The organism is Sandaracinobacter neustonicus (assembly GCF_006385875.1).
In the GTDB taxonomy this organism is placed as follows: Bacteria; Pseudomonadota; Alphaproteobacteria; order Sphingomonadales; family Sphingomonadaceae; genus Sandaracinobacteroides; species Sandaracinobacteroides neustonicus.
Map to the genome: position 1 here is coordinate 1 of NZ_VFSU01000026.1, position 19436 is coordinate 19436.

The 19436-nt window shown below is 63.3% G+C and carries 18 protein-coding genes and 1 tRNA gene; 13 read left to right on the forward strand and 6 right to left on the reverse strand.

Annotated features, from left to right (window positions below; all coding sequences use genetic code 11):
- A partial coding sequence (locus FJQ54_RS10405) for a DDE-type integrase/transposase/recombinase (RefSeq protein ID WP_140928359.1) occupies positions 1-556 on the forward strand: 556 nt, incomplete at its 5' end.
- Here the strand turns inward: FJQ54_RS10405 and FJQ54_RS10410 are convergent.
- Both FJQ54_RS10410 and FJQ54_RS10415 read right to left on the reverse strand, forming a co-directional pair.
- On the reverse strand, positions 501-1307 hold the full coding sequence (locus FJQ54_RS10410; protein ID WP_140928360.1) for a hypothetical protein: 807 nt from the start codon (positions 1305-1307) through the stop codon (positions 501-503). The genes FJQ54_RS10405 and FJQ54_RS10410 overlap by 56 nt on opposite strands.
- Complete coding sequence (locus FJQ54_RS10415; RefSeq protein ID WP_181160096.1) at positions 1307-2884, reverse strand: CoA transferase; 1578 nt, start codon at positions 2882-2884, stop codon at positions 1307-1309. Before FJQ54_RS10415 ends, FJQ54_RS10410 begins: the two co-directional genes overlap by 1 nt.
- 95 nt (positions 2885-2979) lie before the next feature.
- Between FJQ54_RS10415 and FJQ54_RS10420 the strand changes: the two genes are divergently transcribed.
- The gene (locus FJQ54_RS10420; protein ID WP_181160097.1) at positions 2980-4218 is read left to right on the forward strand and encodes a polysaccharide biosynthesis protein; all 1239 of its coding nucleotides are present in this window, start codon (positions 2980-2982) and stop codon (positions 4216-4218) included.
- A gap of 58 nt (positions 4219-4276) precedes the next feature.
- On the opposite strand, the gene FJQ54_RS10425 is transcribed toward FJQ54_RS10420, so the two are convergent.
- Positions 4277-4576: a hypothetical protein gene (locus FJQ54_RS10425; protein WP_140928363.1), complete on the reverse strand. Its 300-nt coding sequence runs from the start codon at positions 4574-4576 to the stop codon at positions 4277-4279.
- A 47-nt stretch (positions 4577-4623) separates the two neighbouring features.
- On the opposite strand from FJQ54_RS10425, the gene FJQ54_RS10430 reads away from it, so the two are divergent.
- From FJQ54_RS10430 to FJQ54_RS18125, 3 genes are read left to right on the forward strand one after another with little or no spacing between them, the layout of a single operon-like run.
- On the forward strand, positions 4624-4905 hold the full coding sequence (locus FJQ54_RS10430) for a hypothetical protein (RefSeq protein WP_140928364.1): 282 nt from the start codon (positions 4624-4626) through the stop codon (positions 4903-4905).
- Positions 4889-5425 carry a HEPN-associated N-terminal domain-containing protein gene (locus tag FJQ54_RS10435; protein ID WP_140928365.1) on the forward strand — a complete coding sequence of 179 codons (537 nt, stop codon included), beginning with the start codon at positions 4889-4891 and terminating at the stop codon, positions 5423-5425. The genes FJQ54_RS10430 and FJQ54_RS10435 overlap by 17 nt, the downstream gene beginning before the upstream one ends.
- Positions 5426-5442: 17 nt before the next feature.
- A complete protein-coding gene (locus FJQ54_RS18125; protein ID WP_181160098.1) occupies positions 5443-5760 on the forward strand; it encodes a hypothetical protein in 318 nt (105 codons plus the stop codon).
- Positions 5761-6051: 291 nt separating this feature from the next.
- Here the strand turns inward: FJQ54_RS18125 and FJQ54_RS10450 are convergent.
- A tRNA-Ser gene (locus FJQ54_RS10450) sits at positions 6052-6141 on the reverse strand.
- Between the two features lie 150 nt (positions 6142-6291).
- Between FJQ54_RS10450 and hspQ the strand changes: the two genes are divergently transcribed.
- Complete coding sequence (hspQ, locus tag FJQ54_RS10455) at positions 6292-6708, forward strand: heat shock protein HspQ (RefSeq protein ID WP_140928367.1); 417 nt, start codon at positions 6292-6294, stop codon at positions 6706-6708.
- Between the two features lie 100 nt (positions 6709-6808).
- On the opposite strand, the gene FJQ54_RS10460 is transcribed toward hspQ, so the two are convergent.
- Positions 6809-9457, reverse strand: coding sequence for a TonB-dependent receptor plug domain-containing protein (locus FJQ54_RS10460; protein ID WP_140928368.1), 2649 nt, complete (start codon positions 9455-9457; stop codon positions 6809-6811).
- A 386-nt stretch (positions 9458-9843) separates the two neighbouring features.
- Between FJQ54_RS10460 and maiA the strand changes: the two genes are divergently transcribed.
- From maiA to infC, 7 genes are all read left to right on the forward strand, one after another.
- On the forward strand, positions 9844-10473 hold the full coding sequence (gene maiA / locus FJQ54_RS10465) for a maleylacetoacetate isomerase (RefSeq protein ID WP_140928369.1): 630 nt from the start codon (positions 9844-9846) through the stop codon (positions 10471-10473).
- Between the two features lie 165 nt (positions 10474-10638).
- Complete coding sequence (locus tag FJQ54_RS10470) at positions 10639-11940, forward strand: homoserine dehydrogenase (RefSeq protein WP_140928370.1); 1302 nt, start codon at positions 10639-10641, stop codon at positions 11938-11940.
- A 30-nt stretch (positions 11941-11970) separates the two neighbouring features.
- Positions 11971-12963 (forward strand): class II fructose-bisphosphatase, encoded by a 993-nt coding sequence (gene glpX, locus FJQ54_RS10475; protein ID WP_140928371.1) that lies wholly within the window; start codon positions 11971-11973, stop codon positions 12961-12963.
- Positions 12964-13355: 392 nt separating this feature from the next.
- Positions 13356-15530: a methylmalonyl-CoA mutase gene (gene scpA / locus FJQ54_RS10480; protein WP_140928372.1), complete on the forward strand. Its 2175-nt coding sequence runs from the start codon at positions 13356-13358 to the stop codon at positions 15528-15530.
- A 94-nt stretch (positions 15531-15624) separates the two neighbouring features.
- Positions 15625-16797, forward strand: coding sequence for an ATP-binding protein (locus FJQ54_RS10485; protein WP_140928373.1), 1173 nt, complete (start codon positions 15625-15627; stop codon positions 16795-16797).
- A gap of 43 nt (positions 16798-16840) precedes the next feature.
- Positions 16841-17713: a pirin family protein gene (locus FJQ54_RS10490; protein WP_140928374.1), complete on the forward strand. Its 873-nt coding sequence runs from the start codon at positions 16841-16843 to the stop codon at positions 17711-17713.
- Between the two features lie 82 nt (positions 17714-17795).
- Positions 17796-18341 carry a translation initiation factor IF-3 gene (infC, locus tag FJQ54_RS10495; protein WP_140928375.1) on the forward strand — a complete coding sequence of 182 codons (546 nt, stop codon included), beginning with the start codon at positions 17796-17798 and terminating at the stop codon, positions 18339-18341.
- Between the two features lie 568 nt (positions 18342-18909).
- Here the strand turns inward: infC and FJQ54_RS10500 are convergent.
- Positions 18910-19401 carry a hypothetical protein gene (locus FJQ54_RS10500; RefSeq protein WP_140928376.1) on the reverse strand — a complete coding sequence of 164 codons (492 nt, stop codon included), beginning with the start codon at positions 19399-19401 and terminating at the stop codon, positions 18910-18912.
- Positions 19402-19436: the final 35 nt, after the last annotated feature.

Below are 19436 nucleotides of genomic sequence, written 5' to 3' on the forward strand. Positions count from 1 at the left end.
CGATTTTACCTACTTCAAGATCATCGGCTGGGGTTGGATGTACCTGTCGACCGTGCTCGACGACTTCTCTCGCTACATCATTGCATGGAAGCTGTGCACCAACATGCGGGCCGAGGATGTCACCGACACGCTGGACCTCGCGCTCAAGGCCTCGGGCTGCGACAGCGCCACGGTGCTGCACAAGCCCAGGCTGCTCAGCGATAACGGCCCCAGCTACATCGCCGGCGAACTGGCGGAATACATCGATGCGCAGAAGATGAGCCATGTACGCGGCGCTCCGATGCATCCCCAGACCCAGGGCAAAATCGAACGCTGGCACCAAACCCTGAAGAACCGCATCCTGCTGGAAAATTACTTCCTGCCCGGCGACCTTGAGTCCCAGATCCAAGCCTTCGTCGAGCACTACAACCACCAGCGTTACCACGAGAGCCTGAACAATGTGACGCCCGCCGACGCCTACTTCGGCAGGGCTCCGGCGATCATCCAACAGCGTGAAAGGATCAAGCGACAGACCATCGAACATCGGCGCTTGCAGCACCGCAAGCTCGCCGCGTAACATCAACCCCCAGACGAGGCCCGCACTCCGCTAATTTACGCCGCGAGTTGCGCCAAATGTTCTGACGACTGACAGCCGCCACCACGAAGCCCGCGCCGCGCAACGGCGAAGCGATGGTGGGGCTGGTGGAAAAGGCCAGGCTGAGGAACTGGCGGTTATCGTCAAAGAAGGGGTAGGGGTTCACAAAGTTCGGCGCGAAGATCTTGCCGACGGTGTATTGGAATTTCCCGCCCGCGACCGTTTGCCGGATATAGGCCTGCGTGATCCCCAGCGAGAAATCGCCCCATGTGGCAGCGGTCGGCAGGCCGGAACCGGCGAGAATGCCGCCCTGCAACGGCGCGAAATCGGTGGCGAGCGGGCGGCGATCCTCGATGGCGATATCAAAGTGCAGCGCGTTGGGCTTGCCGCGATTGAGCAGCGCGGCCGAGGCGTTGAAGGTGAACTTGTGGCCGAAGGCGGTGTCTTCGCCCGTCAGCGTGTTGGAATAATTCTGCACCAGCACGCCATAGGAGCCGCCGAAGCTGATGCCGGTGCGCTCCTCAAAGCGGCGCTTGAAGGCGAACCATGGCGGCAGCGTCGGCTGGGCGTTGGTGATCGTCGTTTGCGGGGTGGCATCGTCAGCGAGGTCGCCCTCTACCGACAGCGTGCCGTCGAGCAGGTTCGGATAGGCCTCTTCCACCGTGGGCGACGGAGGGGCTTCCTGCGCCAGCGCGGGGGACGCGATCAACGCGGCGAGCAGAAGCGCGCGCATCAGGACGCCCAGCTAACGGTGTCACCGCCGCGCACGGCAACCAGCGGGGTGCGCCAGCGGCCCGGCGTGCGGCTGAGCTTCACCTGCGGGCCAACACGGCGGACTTCGCCATAAGGCGTTTGCGCCACAAGGATTTCCGGCGAAATCATCCGGTTGTTCGGCCCCGAGAGATCGAACTTCGTATCCGGGAACTTGCCGAGGCTGGCATACCACATGGCCGCGCGCGTCAGGCTAACGCGGACATGGTAGCTGCCGCCCTCCCGCGCCCGACGACGCAGCGCGGCGATCACGCCAGCCGCGCCCAGATAACCGGCGATATAATCGTTCATCACCAGCGTCGGCGGGAAGCGCGGCGGGCCGCCTGCTCCCTCCTCGATGGTGAAGCCGGAGGTGGAAAGCCCCTCCATGTCGAAGCCGCCACGGCTGGCCCATGGGCCGGTCATGCTGTTGGCGTTGCAGGAGAGGTAGATGATCCCCTTATGTCCGTTCGCCAGTTCCTCCGCGCCGAAGCCGAGGCGATCCAGCGTGCCGAGGCGGTAGTTTTCCACGAACACATCCGCCTGCGGCACAAGGCTTTTCATCCGCTTGTTCTGATCCGGGTTGCGCAGGTCCACGAACGCTGAACGCATGCCGACATTCACGTCGATCACCAGCGCTTCATGCTCGAACGCCTGATCGCGGGCGATGTGCAGCACCTCCGCGCCATATTCGGCCAGCGTGCGCGAGGAACAGGTGCCCGCGATGACATGGGTGTTCGACAACACTTTCAGCCCGGACAGCGGCTGCGTCGGGTCGGCGCTCCACGGCACCGGCGCGCCGTCGGCGATCTTCACGATCTCGATCAGCGGCGTGGCCGCTAGCACCTTGCCTTCCGGGTGAGCCAGCCATTCGGCGCGGGTGCGGTGCACCACGCCGACGCCGCCGTTCGCCGCCAGTTCCTCCTCGAACTCGAAGGCGTTCACCTGTTTGAAGGCCTTGCGGATATTCTCCTGCCCCGGCTGTGATTTCAACGTGTTGAGCGCGCGGTCCATAAGGTGCGGATAGATGCCCGTCAGGTTGAAATAGCGGCCGTCCTTCGTTTCGAACGGCACGAACGACACGGGATTGCCGAGCCCCAGCGGGGCTTGCAACATTAGCCCGTTCACGGTGGGGACGATGAAATCGCGCGGGATTTCGTCTGCCGCCGGGATCAGCCCGTCGCGTTGCGCCATCAGCTTGATGGCCCCGATCAGCGGGTTCACATTGTAGATGCTCTCGCGCAGGTCGACGGTCAGGTCCTGCGACTGGCCGGTGCGCTCGCGCCAGATGGCGGCCGCACCCAGACCCGCGCCCATCGCCGGGATCGCCATCGCAGAGCCGACGCGGAAGTGGCTGCGGATGATCGGATCCGCACCGGTGAAGCTCACCTTGCCACCGGCATCGCCGATGGCACCGCCGATATCCCTCATGAACCCGGCGAAGGTCTGCATGATGTTGAAGCTGTTGGACTGCGCGGCGGCAGGGATGGCGCTGGAAACGGCGGCCCCCGCAGCGGCCAGACCGGCGGTTTCGATGAAGTCGCGCCGCGAAAAATCCATTGCCTGCTTCCTTGATACACGAACCGAGTTGGTGCCCCTTAGAATCCGGCTAATTCCAGTGCAATGCGATGGATCATACAAAGCGGAGATAATTGTTGAGCGTGCGGCCGGCCCCCCAAATCGGAATTGCCGTTGCCGGCCAGTTGCTGGTCTGGCTGCTGTCCGTGCTGCTGGCGCGGGCATTGGGGGTTGCGGGTTTCGAAGCCTATGCTGTCGCCTCGGCGTTGTTCATCCTGATGGCGAGCATCGCGCCGCTGGGCAGCGAGAAATATGCGCTGCGGTTGTTGCCGGGGCTGCTGGTTCGCGGCGAACTGGGCGCGGCACGCGGCTATGTGCGGTTCGGGGTGCGGCGGACGTTGATAACCGCCTTCCTCTGTGCATTCGCGGCCGGGGCCGTGGTGGCAAGCGCGGACGAGCCGATGCGGGGGGCCGTGCTGATGACCTGCCTGTCCTTGCCGGCCGGGGCGCTGGCGCATCTGGGTGTCGAGCTTCTGACTGCGGCGGGAAAACCGGCCCGGGCGCTGCTGCTGTTCCGGCTGCTGGTTCCCCTGATCGCCGCCGCGCTGATCCTGCTGACCCGCCCGTTCGGGCTCAGCGCGGCCATGGCGGTGGGTAGCTGGGGTCTCGGCTGGCTGGTGGCGATGGCGTGCATGGGGTTCAGCCTTGCGCGCGCGGCCCCTGCGGGATGGACCGCCGCAACGCCGCAGGCCGACGTGACAGGCTGGCGGCAAGCGACGCGGCCCTTTCTGGTGCACCGGCTGGCCATGGCGCTGCTGGCGCAGGCGGGCGTGCTGGCGCTTGAACTTCTGGGTGCGGAAGGCGCGGAGGTCGGCGCCTACGCGGCGGCGATGGGAACGGCTGGGCTGGCGGTGGTTCTGGTGACATCGACCAACCGCATCTACGGCAGACAGATGGGCCTGCTGCTGGAGGCCGGGGACCATGCCGGTGTGGCAGAGATGGGCCGGTCGCGCCTGCGCTGGTTGCTGCCGGCGGTCGCGCTGTTCCTGCTGCTGATCTTCGCCTTCTCCCGCGAGTGGCTCAGCCTGTTCCGGCCGGAATTCACAGACGCGGGCGTCACCCCGCTCAGGCTGCTGTCGATCTCCACCGCGTTTGCGATGCTGTTCGCGCTCGCCCCCACGAAACTGAAATATCTGGGGGAGAGCCGCACGTTGTACCGGGCGGTGGCGGGCGGAGCCGCACTACAGTTGCTGCTGCTCATCGCGTTGGTGCCGCACCGGGGTGCAACAGGCGCGGCCGCCGCGCACCTGGTTTCGACGCTCGGCATGTATGGCGCGATGGCATTCGCTGCGCGCCAGCATCGGATGCTGCGGTAGCGCTGCAATCGCCAACATTGCGGACCTCCTTAAGTTAATATGGCTTACCCGATAGCCGTCATTGGTTCAGGAGCGCCTTGAGGGGCAGTTTTGCCGTCGTGACCAGAATGTAAGGTTGGGAACGTAAGCCCTTTGACGGGCCTAGTTTGAGAAGCGAAATATTACCAACTAACCGGTCAATGAATTCGAGCCGCTCGAGCCATGCCGAACTGCTTGCAGTTGAAGCCGCCCCGTCCGACACATTATTGGCATTGACCCTCAGTGTGTTCCAACAGGGGGAATTGCCGGTGGCCTTCCGCGTGGCGATGCCGTTGCAGTTGAGCCAGCATTCGAGCACGAAGCAATAGTTCGCTTTCAATGCGCAATGAGGCCTGATGCAGTCGGTAGGTAACAATGTCACTCCCGATGATTGTGCTCGCCGCAGCCAAGCGCCAGATGCGGCTTAGAATTTTTGGGAGCGGACACGCCATGGGCCATTTCAGCGACCTCGCGATCAAGCAAGGCGAACAAAAGCTCAGGATCAAAGGCATCAAAGGCAAGATGGTGTGCAGCGGCTGCTTCGGTGATCCGCACCTTGTGCAGGTAGTCAAGGACAATGCTGTTGCCGCCGCATGCGACTACTGCCAAAGGGTAGAGTTGCTGCGGCCCCGCTCACGGCTGTTCTCGGTATATGCTTCCGCAAATTGAACTCGAATATGCCAGCGCCGACCAGTCGCTTCCGAACGATCCTGAAACCGGAGAGCGCATGTTTCCGGAGGATGAGTTCGACACATCTGACTTGGTGGAGACGTACTTAGAGCTTGAGCTTCCCAACGATAGCAAGGGCATGCTGGTGGCGGATATAGTTGGCGCGATGCCCGAGCAGGACTGGTGCCTAGTTTATCCCCTCTCGACAGGTGACGACGAGGCGATCGGCAACAGCTGGGACGAGTTCAAGAGCATTGTGAAGCACCGCCGCCGTTTCTTCTTCCTGCAACATAGGGACAGCAACCTGGAGTATGGCGTGAGCCGGGGCGAGGCCGCCTACAACATCCCGGATCTCCTCGAAAGGATCGGGCGGTTCGCGTCAGATCATGGTCTGATCTCCCGCCTCAATGCTGGATCACGCTGGTTGCGGGTCCAAGAGATGGGCGAAGACGAACATAATTTCGGGCCAAGGCGCATGGGGCCGCCACCATTCGAGCTCGCCAACTGCCCAACCGTATGAGCCCTGCGGGCATTCCGATGTTCTACGGTGCGGCCGATCTCGAGACGGCGCTTGTGGAAGTCGCGGAAGCGGGAGGTCGGTTTGCTGCCGGCACCTTCGAAACGCTGAAACATGTCATGGTCCTCGACGTCCGACATGCTCCTGCGGTTCCGAGCCTGTTTGATAGTGTGCACGCAAAGGATCGGGCCGTCGCACAGTTCATGCAGATGTTCATCACCGATTTCGGGCTCCTATCGACCGGAAGCTTCGCCCGCACGTCGACTACTTGCCGACACAGATCGTCACCGAGTTCTTCCGGACGTCGGTCTTCAGCAAAGACAGGGAGCCGATCTTAGGCGTGCGCTACTCGAGCAGCAAAAACGGCCGCGACGCGGTGGTGCTGTTTGCCGAGAATGGCGACGTTTACGACGGCCCTTCAGACTGCGTCTCAGCGGATATCCTCACGCTTCCCGATGACTGCGCGGACGTCCTGCGGGATGACCTTGCGGGCCGTCCAGAGCCCCGATTTAGTCCGCTTCAACGTCGCCATTCGCAACCCCATGTGTACCGCCCTTTTGTACTTGGGTCGGCCGGGATATTCAATTCATATCAGCAACTTGTTGGGGCCATTCAGGAAGTTGAGGGGCTGGCGGAGAGGGAGGGATTCGAACCCTCGATGAGCTTACACCCATAACGGTTTTCGAGACCGCCGCATTCGACCACTCTGCCACCTCTCCGCAGCATTGCCGCTTCTGTTGCAGCATGCCCATGGTCCCGGCATGCGAACGGCAAGGGGCGGGCCATAGCGGCCGCTTGTGTTGAACACAAGCCTTCCGGCAACGCGCAAGCCCCTTTCCTGCGGGCCGGGCCTTCCTATATTCAAATCCATGGAAGGCCGGAATCTCAATCAGGACGGGCAGTCCCCCTTGGGCGGGGGCGGCTCGCATATTGTCCCCTCGTCGGACGGGTTGCGCGTGGATGAGGTGCGCGTGGCGCGCTTTGGCATCGGCGATGTGGTGAAGCACCGCATCTTTCCCTTCCGGGGCGTGATCTTCGATGTGGACCCGGAATTCGCCAACACCGAGGAATGGTGGCTAGCGATCCCCGAAGAGGTGCGCCCGGCGAAAGACCAGCCCTTCTACCACCTGCTCGCCGAGAATGAGGAATCGTCCTACGTCGCCTATGTCAGCCAGCAGAATCTGCTGCCGGACGATGAGGGCGAAGTGCGGCACCCGGCGGTGGCGCAGATTTTCACCGGCTTCCGCGACGGCCGCTACATTCTACAGCCCGGCATCCGCAACTGAGCCGTCAGGCCTGATCAGACCGGCCCAAACGTCAGGGCCGCGCCGGTTGCCCGGCGCGGCCCTTCCGTGACGAACCTTCGCCCCTGTTTCAGCAGCCCGATCAGAAGCGGTAGGAAATCCGCCCATACAGATAACGGCCGTTAAAGCCGTAGGGCGAATAGCTGCTGAAGGGGAAATAATAGTTGTTGGCGGAATAGTTGCGCGCCGCGCCCGTCGCCGGATCGGTGCCGCGCCCGGTGGGGAAGGCGTTGGGGTATTTATCGAACAGATTGTTCGCCCCGAACGCCAGTTCCAGCCCGTTGAACCTGTTTTCAGGCCGCACCCGGATTTCTGCATCGGCCACGAAGGCGGCGCGGATCACATGATCCGTAAAGGCATCCGCACCGGCCGCCAGCACCTTGCCATAGCGGTTGCCGCGCATCGTCACGCCCAGCCACTTCCAGTCATAATCCAGCCCGACGATGATCTTGTCTTTCGGCGTGCCTTCGGTGATCCGCAGCGATTCCTGCCGCCCGAACAGCACGATGCCCGGCACCTGATTCAGCGCGCCCGGGGTCGCCTTGGTGTCGGTGATCTCCGTCTTGTTCCAGTTATAGCCCAGCGTGAACTGCATCGAGCCAAGCTCGTTGAAATCATGCTTGTAGGTGGCGATGGCGTCGAACCCGCGCGTCTTGGTGTCGATGCCGTTGATGAAGAAGCGCGCGGCGGAAATGGTGTTGAACCCGGCTGCGTTCAGGATCTGCGCAATGCCATAACCGGGGTTGGAACCGCTGGGCTGGCCCGCGGCGTTGCGGCTGGCGACCATATTTTCCGTCAGCACGATGCGGTCGTCGATCTTGATCTCATAATAATCGAAGGTGAAATTCAGGCCGCTGAACGGCGAAGCCGTCAGCCCCGCTGACCAGTTTACCGCCGTTTCCGGCTTCAGCGGAGAGGCCCCCAGCGCTTGCGCCACCGGATTGTTCACCGGCAGCGTCACCGTATCCAGCAACACGCCGTTCACATTGTTGGTGGCCGCCGCCGCGAAATATTGCTGTGCCACGCCCGGCGCGCGGAAGCCGGTGGAGACGGAGCCGCGCACCGCCAGCCAGTCCAGCACCTCGAAGCGGGTGGCCGCTTTCCAGTTCCAGTCATTGCCGAAATCCGAATAATCCTCATAGCGCCCGGCCAGTTGCAGGTTCCAGATCGGCAGCAGGTCCAGATCCAGTTCCGCATAGGCGGAGATATTCTCGCGCGCGTTGGTGCCCGTGACAGAAACGCCACCGATGACCGGCTGGAAGCCCGGAAACACCTGGCTGCCCGGCGCAGCCCCGGCGGTGGCAGACGATGTGGTGCACCATTGCGGGTTGTTCTGGCACAATGTCACCCCGCCTGAGCGGTAGGAATCAGGCTCGCCCGCGCGGACGCGGAACGTCTCTCGCCGATATTCCAGCCCGAACGACAGGGTGCTGCGTTCGAAGAAGTCGAAGTCCCGGCTGATGTCCAGATTGTTCACCCACTGCGTGTAAGTCAGCCCGCCCGCATCGAATTCATCCTTGCTGGCCGCCCCCAACGAAGCGTTCAGCGTGTTGACGATGGTGTAGTTCAGCTTGTTCTGGCCGAACTGCATCGAAAGATCCCAGCTCCAGCCGCCGAAATCGCCCTTCAGCCCGCCCGTTGCCGCGAAATCATAGGAATCGGAGGTGATCAGCGGCAGAAATCCATCCGGATACAGCGCGTAGACGTTCCGGTTGTCGCGGCTGGTGCGATAGAAGCCCGCCGATTCCCCGTGCCGCTTGCCCCATGTGCCGAAGGCATAGAGATCGACCCGGTCATCCAGCGGCATCCCCATGTTCACCGAAATCAGCCCGTCTTCCGTTTTCGGATCGCCGATGCGGTGGCTGCGCCTGTCGAACGCCTGCTCGGCCGCGACATCCCAGTTGTTCGCCACCACATTATACTGCTGCCGCCGGTCATAGCCGGTGCGGTTGGTCTTCTCCCGGTTGCGATACTCGCCGCTGATGTTCAGGAAGCCCTCCGCGCCCAGCGGAAAGCCCATGTTGCCCGTCACCGTCACCGTCTTGCCATCTGTGGCGTGCAGCTTGCGGCCGCTGTCTTCCAGAGTCAGCACGCCATCCGGCGTCAGCTGCGGCAGGCCGTTGCTGCCCAACACCACGCCGCCCATGCGGTTCACCCCGGCGATATCCGTTACGTTCTGGCCATAGGTCACCGAAAAGCGCCCGCCCTCGCGCGCATCGTTCAGCTGGAAGTTGATGACGCCTGCAATCGCGTCAGAGCCATATTGCGCCGCCGCGCCATCGCGCAGCACCTCCACCCGGCTGAGCGCGGCCGAGGGAATGAAGTTCACATCCACCGCCTGGCTGCCCCGGCCCACAGAGCCGTTGATGTTCAGCAGCGCAGACAAATGCCGCCGCTTGCCGTTCACCAGCACCAGCGTCTGATCCGGCCCCAGCCCGCGCAAGGATGCCGGGCGGATCACGTCCGTGCCGTCCGCCACCGTCGGCTGCGGGAAGTTGAAGCTGGGCACCAGATCGCGCAGGGCCCGCGCCGTCTCCGTCTGGCCGCTGTTCTGCATCGCCGTCAGTCCAACCACGTCCACCGGCACCGGCGAATCCGCGACCGTGCGGTCCAGCCGCCGCGTGCCCGTTACGATGATCGTATCGGCATCCACAGCCGAAGCCGTTTCCTGCGCCAGAGCCGGCGTGGCCGGAAGCATGAGAGACCCGAGGAGGAGAGCACGAAGACGCATGACCAATCCTTTTCTGCTGCAACGCAGCAAGAATGAACGAACCACTCCCTCGTGCAATAAAGCTTTAACATTTGACGCCGAAGATTTCCGTTCATGTGGCAGAAAGGTGACAAGTGTCGGGATTGCAGGAGTTGGCCTCCGGCGGCCAAGGGCTCTGCCCTTGGAACCCGGCAGGGACATGATGTCCCTGCACCCTCAACATTTGCGTTGCAGCTCAACTTCCACGTCGCGGACGTGATCAGATTCGATTGCCTGCGGCGCTGCGCAGCTCTCTCCCCCTGCAAGGGGGAGAGATGGAGAGGGGGTGTCAACAGTTGGCCTGATTCACAACATCCCCACCAACCGGACAGCTTCCATTTCCCCGCCCACGCCCTAAGCATGCATCCATGATCCTTCACGGCTATTTCCGCTCCGGCGCGGCGTGGCGCGTCCGCATCGGACTCCACTGGAAAGGCGTCTCCTATCAGGATGTCGCCCTGAACCTGCGCACCGGCGAACAGACCTCGGCGCAATGGCGCGCCCGCAACCCGCAGGCCATGGTGCCCGCGCTGGAACTGGATGATGGAACCCTCCTGACCCAATCCCTCGCCATCCTCGAATGGCTGGAGGAAACCCGCCCCAACCCACCCTTCCTGCCCGCCGACCCGCTGGCGCGCGCCCGAATCCGCGCGGTGGCGCTGGCAATCGCTGCAGACACGCATCCGGTGCAGAATCTGCGCGTGCTGAAGCGTGTGGAGGATTTGGCGGGGCCGGACGCCGCCCGGCAGTGGGCGCAGGACACCATCGCCACCGGGCTCGCCGCCGTGGAAGCCCTCATCGCCCCCCACGCCGGGCCCTATGCCTTCGGCACCCAGCCGACACTGGCCGACATCGTCATCACCCCCCAACTGTTCAACGCCCGCCGCTTCGGCGTGGACCTCGCCCCCTTTCCTCTGTTGCTGGCCGCCGAAAGCGCCTGCGCGGAACTTCCCGCGTTTCAGGCGGCCCGGCCAGAGGTGCAGGCGGACGCGGTTTAAGCGGAAGGCGGCGCGGCGAAAGCCTGCTCCCTTCAAGGGCAGGGCCCCCGGCCTTCTGAATAATCCCGCCAGCCCTCTTCACCATCCCGGGGGGTTCCCTCGCGCGTGAAACTCCGGCAAGGCCCTGCCCATGATTGGGACATCGGATCGGGGTATTGGCGGGGCATGAGCGGCGTGAAACCTCTGAAGGTCGGCATTGCCGGCCTTGGCACCGTGGGTGCGGGCGTGGTGAAGCTGCTGGACGCCAATGCCGATCTGATTGCGCGCCGGGCGGGGCGGCCGATTGTCGTCAGCGCTGTGTCTGCGCGGGATCGCCGTCGGGAGCGCGGGGTGGATCTTGGCCGTTTCGCGTGGGTGGATGATGCGACTCAGCTGGCCACGCGCGACGATGTGGACGTGGTGGTGGAGCTGGTGGGTGGCGCGGATGGCCCGGCGCTGACGTTGGCCCGTGGATCGCTGCTGGCGCACAAGCCGTTCGTGACCGCCAACAAGGCGATGCTGGCGCATCACGGCCTACTGCTGGCGGAACTGGCCGAAGCCGCGCAGGTGCCGCTGAAGTTCGAGGCGGCGGTGGCCGGAGGCATCCCCGTGATCAAGGGCCTGCGCGAGGGCGCGGCGGCGAACGAACTCTCCCGCGTGACGGGGATTTTGAACGGCACCTGCAACTATATCCTCACCCGGATGGAGAAAGAGGGGCTGGAGTTCGGCGACGTGCTCGCCGATGCGCAGCGGCTTGGCTATGCCGAGGCCGACCCGAGCTTTGACATCGACGGCATCGATGCCGCGCACAAGCTTTCGATTCTGGCCAGTCTGGCCTTTGGCACCCGCCCGGATTTCCCGGCGGTGGAGGTGCAGGGCATCCGCGACATCCGGCTTGCGGACATACGGCAGGCCGCCGCGCTGGGCTTCAAGATTCGGCTGACGGGGCTGGCCGAGGTGCTCGGCGACAGCCTTGTGCAGCGCGTCCACCCCACGCTGGTGCCGGTGGGGCATTTGCTGGCGGCAGTGGAAGGTCCGCTGAACGCCGTGATGGCGGAGGGAAATTTCGTCGGCCGGCTGTTCTTCTCGGGCCGGGGCGCGGGCGAAGGGCCGACGGCTTCGGCCGTGGTGGCCGACCTCATCGATATCGCGCGCGGGGAAAATGGCCCGGCATTCGCCATGCCGGCGATGGCGCTGGCGGGGCTGAAGGCGGCCGGGCCGATGGCGCGCGCGGGCCGTTATTACATCCGCCTCTCGGTGGAGGATCGCCCCGGCGTGCTGGCGGATATCACCGCCGCGCTGCGCGATGCGGGCGTGTCCATCGAAAGCCTGATCCAGCCTGCTTCGGCAGACAGCGTCGCTCTGGTGGTGATGCTCACGCATCATGTGAGCGAGCAAGCCGTGCAACATGCCATTGCCACCATGGAATCGCTGCCCGCCAGCCTTGGCGCGCCGCTGTTCATGCCCATTCTGGATGCCGACGCCTGAATTCAACAATCAACAGGGAAAGACCGCCAAGTGACCGATCGCTCTCAGCTCAAGCCAAGCCAGGTTCTCGACCGCGTCCTCGTTCTGGAGATGGTGCGGGTGACGGAATATGCCGCCATCGCCGCCAGCAAGCTGGTTGGCCGGGGCGATGAAAAAGCCGCCGACGCCGCAGCCGTGGCCGCCATGCGCGACGCGCTGAACAAGCTCGCCTTCGATGGCACCGTGGTGATCGGCGAGGGCGAGCGCGACGAAGCGCCGATGCTGTATATCGGCGAAAAGGTCGGTTCGGCACAGGGCACCGGCCCGAAGATCGACATCGCGCTGGACCCGCTGGAAGGCACCACCATCACCGCCAAGGCCGGTCCGAACGCGCTCGCCGTGCTGGCCATCGCCGAAGAAGGCGGCCTGCTCTATGCGCCGGACGTCTACATGGACAAGCTGGCCATCGGCCCGGGCTATCCCGAAGGCATTGTGAGCCTTGCGAAAACGCCCACGGAAAATGTCCATGCCTTGGCCGCCGCCAAGGGCGTCGCCCCGAACGAGATCATCGCCTGCGTGCTGGATCGCCCGCGCCACGAAGCGCTGATCAAGGAACTGCGCGAGATCGGCTGCGGCATCCACCTGATCCCGGATGGCGATGTGGCGGGCGTGATTTCCGTGAGCAGCCCGGACACCACGGTGGACATCTATCTCGGCTCCGGCGGCGCGCCCGAAGGGGTGCTGGCCGCTGCTGCCCTGCGCTGCGTGGGCGGGCAGCTGGAAGGCAAGCTGATCTTCCGCAACGAGGATGAAAAGGCCCGCGCCCGCAAGACGGGGATCAAGGATTTCGACCGCATCTACAAGCTGGAAGACCTCGCCAAGGGCGACGTGATCTTCGCCGCCACCGGCGTGACGGACGGCAGCCTGCTGGAAGGCGTCCGCCGCTACAAGACGGGCCGCATCACCACGGAAAGCATCGTGATGCGCGCCAGCAGCGGCACCATCCGCCGGGTGAAGGGAGACCGGCGGGGCGACCCGGCCTGATCCGTGAGCCTGCGGTCTTTTGCCTCTGGCGGGCAGGGCTTTGCCCTGCACCCAGCAGGGAAATGATTTCCCTGCACCCTCTAACTTTGCGTTGCGGAACAACTGCAACGTCGTGCGTGTGATCAGATTCGATTGCCTGCGGCGCAACGTGGCTCTCTCTCCCCGTTGGGGAGAGAGGTGGAGAGAGGGGAGCAACGTTGGGCCTGACCCACCAAACCTCCCCTCACCCACAACCGTCACCCCGGATCAAGTCCGGGGCGACCATGAACTGAGGGGCAGCGCGCTCCCGCCGCTCCCACATGTTAGCGCCCACACGGCCGCCCCTCCCAATCCTGCGATTGACAGCCCTTTGTGCCGGGCTTCATGGCCTGTGCGCGACAGGAGATATTGCGATGGCGAACGAACCCACCTCTTCCAGCCCGTCCCTTGCCGATTGGGAAAAGCTGGCCGCAAAGGAAGTGAAGGGCAAATCCCTCGACTGGCAGACGCCGGAGGGGATCGTGGTGAAGCCGCTGTATACGGCGGCCGATGTAACCGCCGATCCGGGCCTGCCGGGGTTCGCGCCGTTCACGCGCGGCGTGCGCGGCAGCATGTATGCCGGACGGCCGTGGACCATCCGCCAATATGCGGGTTTCTCCACGGCAGAGGAATCCAACGCCTTTTACCGCCGCAACCTTGCCGCCGGGCAGAAGGGGCTGTCCGTCGCCTTCGATCTGGCGACGCACCGGGGCTATGATTCAGACCATCCGCGCGTGGTGGGCGATGTGGGCAAGGCCGGGGTCGCCATCGATTCGGTGGAGGATATGAAAATCCTGTTCGACGGGATTCCGCTGGATCAGATGTCCGTCTCGATGACGATGAACGGGGCGGTCATCCCCATCCTCGCCTTCTTCATCGTCGCCGGTGAGGAGCAGGGCGTCGACAGGAAGCTGCTGGATGGCACCATCCAGAACGACATCCTGAAAGAATTCATGGTGCGGAACACCTATATCTATCCGCCCGAACCCAGCATGCGCATCATTTCCGACATTTTCGGCTATACCAGCCGGGAGATGCCGAAGTTCAACTCCATCTCCATCTCTGGCTATCATATGCAGGAAGCCGGCGCGACGCAGGTGCAGGAGCTGGCCTTCACCATCGCCGATGGCGCCGAATATGTGCGTTACGGCGTGGCATCCGGCCTTGATATCGACAAGTTCGCCGGGCGGCTTTCCTTCTTTTTCGCCATCGGCATGAACTTCTTCATGGAAGTGGCCAAGCTGCGCGCCGCGCGCGTGCTGTGGCACCGGGTGATGACGAAGCTGGGGGCGCAAGACGAGCGTTCGAAGATGCTGCGCACGCATTGCCAGACCTCCGGCGTCTCTTTGACGGAGCAGGATCCGTACAACAATGTGATCCGCACCACGATTGAGGCGATGGCGGCGATGCTGGGCGGCACGCAATCGCTGCACACCAACGCGCTGGACGAAGCCATTGCGCTGCCCACCGATTTCTCCGCCCGGATCGCCCGCAACACGCAGATCGTGATCCAGGAAGAGACGGGGATGACGAAGGTCGTCGATCCGCTGGGCGGCAGCTACTATATCGAGGCGCTGACGCAGGAACTGGTCGACAAGGCGTGGGAGATTATCGAGCGGGTGGAAGCCGATGGCGGCATGGCGAAGGCCGTGGCGGCGGGCTGGCCCAAGGCGATGATCGAGGAAGCGGCAGCCGCGCGGCAGGCGCGGGTGGATCGCGGCGACGATGTGATCGTGGGCGTGAACAAATATCGGCTGGCCAATGAAGACCTGCTGGAAACGCTGGAAGTGGACAACACGAAGGTGCGCGAGGCGCAGATCGCCCGCATCAAAAGGGTGAAGGCGAGCCGGGATCAGGCCGCTTGCGAAGCCGCGCTGGAAGCCTTGCGCGCAGGCGCAGCCGCGCCTGCCAGCCTTGAAAACAACCTGCTGGCGCTGGCGGTGGACGCCGCCCGCGCCCGCGCCACGCTGGGCGAAATCTCGTCCGCGATGGAGGACAGCTTCGCGCGCTATGGCACGGTGCCGACGCCGGTGAGGGGCGTATATGGCGCGCCTTACGCAGGTGACAGCCGTTGGGAACAGGTGGTGTCCGGCGTGGCTGCGGTGGAACGGCGGCTGGGGCGTAAGCCGAAGCTGCTCGTGGCCAAGATGGGGCAGGACGGGCATGATCGCGGCGCGAACGTGATCGCCTCTGCCTTCGGCGACATGGGCTTCGACGTGGTCTCCGGCCCGCTGTTCCAGACGCCGGAGGAAACGGTGGTGCTGGCGCTGGACTCCGGCGTGGACGTGGTGGGCGCATCCTCGCTCGCGGCGGGGCACAAGACGCTGATCCCCGAACTGATCCGCGGCCTGAAAGCCGCCGGGCGCACCGACATCAAGGTGATCGCAGGCGGCGTGATCCCGCCGCAGGATTATGATTATCTGCGCGATGCCGGCGTGCAGGGCATCTATGGCCCCGGCTCCAACGTGGTGGAATGCGCAGCCGATGTGCTGCGGCTGCTGGGGCATAATATGCCGCCGGCGGGCGTGGAGGCGGAAGCGGCGGAGTGACGGGCAGCACGATAGTTCCCGGAAAGGTTGACTTGTAGGGAATTAGATTAGAGTATATGCATGTCGGGCTATACTATAATCTAAAAGGGTAAATATGGATCCGGTTCGAAATCCATTCGCGCCCGGTGCGGGCTCCCAGCCACCGGAACTGGCAGGCAGGGAGGACATTGTTCGTTCTGCAGACACAGCCCTGCAGCGCATCCTGATTGGCAAGCCCGCGCAGTCACAGATGCTTCTTGGCTTGCGAGGTGTTGGGAAGACCGTTCTTCTCAACAAGATCGAGCAAATCGCTGAAGAACACGGCTATTTTACCTCTTTCATTGAGGCGCCGGAAGATCGGAAGCTCGTCGATCTGCTCTACCCGAAAATCCACCAAGTCCTTCGAAAATTGTCACTTGTTGAGGCTGCAAAGGCGGCCACCCATGGTGCCTTGCGGGCGCTTCGCAGTTTTGCCGGGGCGTTCAAGATCAGTGTGGGCGATTTCGAGGTTTCCGTAGATCCAGATCCAGGTGTGGCCGACAGCGGCAACCTGGAATATGACATCACGGAACTTTTCCTGAAAGTTGGAGAGGCAGCTAAGGCAGCCGGAACCGGCTGGACTCTTCTGATTGATGAGGTTCAGTATCTCGAGGCCGAAGAGCTGGGCGCTCTCATCGTGGCGATCCACCGGATTAACCAGAAAGCGCTCCCCGTGCTTCTGTTTGGTGCGGGCCTTCCGGCCATTGCGGCTTTATCCGGAGACGCAAAATCCTATGCGGAAAGGCTTTTTATATTTCCGAAAATTGACGCTCTCTCTGCAGCTGATGCCGCGAACGCGATCCTGCAGCCGATCGAAGAAGAGGGGGAATCCATAGATACAGATACGCTGGATCGGATTGTTCTGTTTACAAAAGGATATCCATATTTTCTGCAGGAGTGGGGGTATCAGGTCTGGAACGCGTCGGAACAATCTCCGATAAGCGTCGATTGTATTGAAGCTGCTCAGGCAGAGGCGCTACGGAGACTGGACGAGGGGTTTTTCAAGGTCAGAATTGACCGCCTTACGCCTAAAGAGAAGGAATATGTGATTGCGATGGCGCGCCTCGGCGTCGGACCCTACCGATCTTCGGACGTCGCAGACGTGCTCGGCGAAAAGCTGACGACTCTTGGCCCGAGGCGCGCGCAGATCATTGCAAAGGGAATGATCTACAGTCCCGCACATGGGGATATCGCTTTCACAGTTCCAATGTTTGACGAGTATCTCAAGCGCCACTGGATTTTGGAATAGCCAAGGCCTTCATCGGCACCAGAATTGTGTAGGGAGACCAACCATGCTGAGGATCGAAGCCCGTCCCCGTGATCTTGGTGGGTTCGAGGTGGCTCGGCTGTTGCCGTTTCACAGCCGTCGGCTGGTGGGGCCGTTTATTTTCTTTGATCATATCGGGCCATCGGAATTCCCGGCGGGTTCGGGGATGGATGTTCGGCCGCACCCGCATATCGGTTTGGCGACAGTGACTTACCTGTTCGAGGGGAAGATTCGGCACAAGGATTCGCTGGGGTCTGATCTGGATATCGGGCCGGGGGCGGTGAACTGGATGACGGCGGGGCGCGGGATTGCGCATTCGGAGCGGACTCCGCCGGATCTGCGGGCGTCCGGGCACAGGCTGCACGGCATTCAGAGTTGGGTGGCACTGCCAAAGGCGGATGAGGAATGTCCGCCGGATTTCGTGCATCATCCCGCCGATACGCTGCCCAGCATCACGATTGATGGCGCGCGGCGCACGCTGATCGCGGGCACGGCGTTCGGGGCGGTTTCGCCGGTGAAGTTCAGCCATCCCAGCTTCTATATCGATGTGGACGCGAAGGCGGGCGCGACAGTGCATCTGCCGCCCGAACATGTCGAACGGGCCATCTATGTGGCGGCGGGGCATGTGACGCTGAACAGTGGCGAGGCGGTGCCTGCCGGCACGATGATCGTGCTGCCCGATGGCGGCGGGGAGGCGTATTTCACGACCGACGAGCCCAGCCGCGTGATGCTGTTGGGCGGTGCGCCGATGGACGGGCCGCGGCTGATCTGGTGGAATCTGGTGGCCAGCGAGCAGCGGCTGATCGACGAGGCAAAGGCCGAATGGAAGGCCGGGCCGTTCGGCGGCCGCTGGCCCGAAATCCCCGGCGAGCATGAGTTTATTCCCCTGCCCGAGTAGGGGGCCTTTGCTTCGCGCGCCGAAACCTCTATCTTCGCGCGCGAAGACTCAACTTCCAGGAGAGACGACCATAAGACCGCCGATGATGAGGCGCCCGATCGGGCCAGCCCCGCAGCCGCTGAACGGCCCGCGCTACAATGAATGGATCAACGTGCCCAAGGTGCGCGTGATCGACGAAAATGGCGAGAACATCGGGGTGATGTACACCCGCGAGGCGTTCGCGATGGCGCAGGAAATCGGACTGGATCTGGTGGAAGTCAGCCCCAACGCCGATCCGCCGGTGTGCAAATTCCTGGATGTCGGCAAGTTCAAATACGAAAGCCAGAAAAAGGCTGCCGCCGCCCGCAAGACCCAGAAGGTGCAGGAGATCAAGGAGATCAAGATGCGCCCGAACATCGACGATCATGATTATGAGACGAAGATGAAGGCGGTGAAGAAGTTCATCGAAGAAGGCGACAAGGTAAAGCTGACGCTGCGCTTCCGCGGCCGGGAACTGGCGCACGGCCAGCTGGGCCTGAAGCTGCTGGAACGTGTGCGCGACGACAGCCTGGATTATGCGAAGATCGAACAGCTGCCGCGCATGGAAGGCCGGCAGATGCTGATGATCATGGCACCGAAGCCAGTCTGAGATACAGAGCTGTGGGAGGGAGAGGCCGGTTCGGGAAAACCCGGGCCGGCCTTTTCGTTGGGCGGGGCGGGGGTGGTTTTTGCGCGCCTCCGGCGGGGAGGGCTCTGCCCTCCACCCGGCAGGGAAATGATTTCCCTGCACCCTCAAAATTCATGTTGCGCCTGAACTCCAACGTCGTGGACGCGACCAGATTCCATTGCCTGCGGCGCTACGAACGCTCTCTTCCCCTGCAAGGCGGAGAGTTGGAGAGGGGGTGTCAGCGGTTGGCCTGATCCACGAACCTCCTCACCAACCACAACCGTCACCCCGGACTTCGGGACCCCGCTTTCTACTCTCACGTTGCCGAAGAACAGCGGAACCCCGGATCAAGTCCGGGGCGACGGGTGGAGAGGCTGGGAGGACACTCTCCAAAGCGCCGCAGGCACTAAACATCCAACTTCCCGCCAAAGCGGAGGGCCTCCACCCCCACCCCAACCCCTCCCCTAAAGCAGGAGGGGCTAAAACGTCGGGGGTGCAGGGGCGTCACGCCCCTGCCGGGGTGAAGGGGTGGAACCCCTTCCAATTTACCTCAGTTCAACGGACCATTGGGATAAACCCCCAGTATCGCAGCGATCAGCAAGGCCGCCGCGACGCAGGCTTGCCGCCAGCGTGGGCCGCCTTCGGTCGGGAGCAGCAGGATTGCCAAGCCCAGCAGGATGGCCTTCAACGCGACATGGGGCGGCAGCGGCACGCCGTGGCGGAGGGCGGCTGCGCCCAGTGCGATCCAGAAGCCCGCCAGCGTGCAGGCGGACAGGCGGCCGGGGATATGGCGCGGCATGGCGGCTATTGCCAGCGAGAGGAGGGCGATGAGGATTACTGCCTTGTCGGCTGCATCCGGCCAGTGCCCGCTGGCTTTCAGCCACGGCAGCAACAGCGCTGATAGCAATGCAGCGAGCGCGGCCTGCAGATGGGCGGGGGCGCGATTGATGGTGGGTTGCGTTGCCATCATGGCCGCGAGCAGCAGCCAGCCGAGGCCCAGCGTGGGGTGTAGCCAGCCGGGAAGCAGGGAATAGTCTGGCAAACACGGCTCCGGGGCGGGATCGGGATGAGGCGGGT

Bases quoted from the DNA above. Each gene is read 5' to 3' on its own strand.
- FJQ54_RS10410 (WP_140928360.1), bottom strand. From the start codon at position 1,307: ATGCGCGCGCTTCTGCTCGCCGCGTTGATCGCGTCCCCCGCGCTGGCG.
- FJQ54_RS10415 (WP_181160096.1), bottom strand. From the start codon at position 2,884: ATGGATTTTTCGCGGCGCGACTTCATCGAAACCGCCGGTCTGGCCGCT.
- FJQ54_RS10430 (WP_140928364.1), top strand. From the start codon at position 4,624: ATGATTGTGCTCGCCGCAGCCAAGCGCCAGATGCGGCTTAGAATTTTT.
- FJQ54_RS10435 (WP_140928365.1), top strand. From the start codon at position 4,889: ATGCTTCCGCAAATTGAACTCGAATATGCCAGCGCCGACCAGTCGCTT.
- FJQ54_RS18125 (WP_181160098.1), top strand. From the start codon at position 5,443: ATGTTCTACGGTGCGGCCGATCTCGAGACGGCGCTTGTGGAAGTCGCG.
- hspQ (WP_140928367.1), top strand. From the start codon at position 6,292: ATGGAAGGCCGGAATCTCAATCAGGACGGGCAGTCCCCCTTGGGCGGG.
- FJQ54_RS10460 (WP_140928368.1), bottom strand. From the start codon at position 9,457: ATGCGTCTTCGTGCTCTCCTCCTCGGGTCTCTCATGCTTCCGGCCACG.
- maiA (WP_140928369.1), top strand. From the start codon at position 9,844: ATGATCCTTCACGGCTATTTCCGCTCCGGCGCGGCGTGGCGCGTCCGC.
- FJQ54_RS10470 (WP_140928370.1), top strand. From the start codon at position 10,639: ATGAGCGGCGTGAAACCTCTGAAGGTCGGCATTGCCGGCCTTGGCACC.
- scpA (WP_140928372.1), top strand. From the start codon at position 13,356: ATGGCGAACGAACCCACCTCTTCCAGCCCGTCCCTTGCCGATTGGGAA.
- FJQ54_RS10485 (WP_140928373.1), top strand. From the start codon at position 15,625: ATGGATCCGGTTCGAAATCCATTCGCGCCCGGTGCGGGCTCCCAGCCA.
- FJQ54_RS10490 (WP_140928374.1), top strand. From the start codon at position 16,841: ATGCTGAGGATCGAAGCCCGTCCCCGTGATCTTGGTGGGTTCGAGGTG.
- infC (WP_140928375.1), top strand. From the start codon at position 17,796: ATGATGAGGCGCCCGATCGGGCCAGCCCCGCAGCCGCTGAACGGCCCG.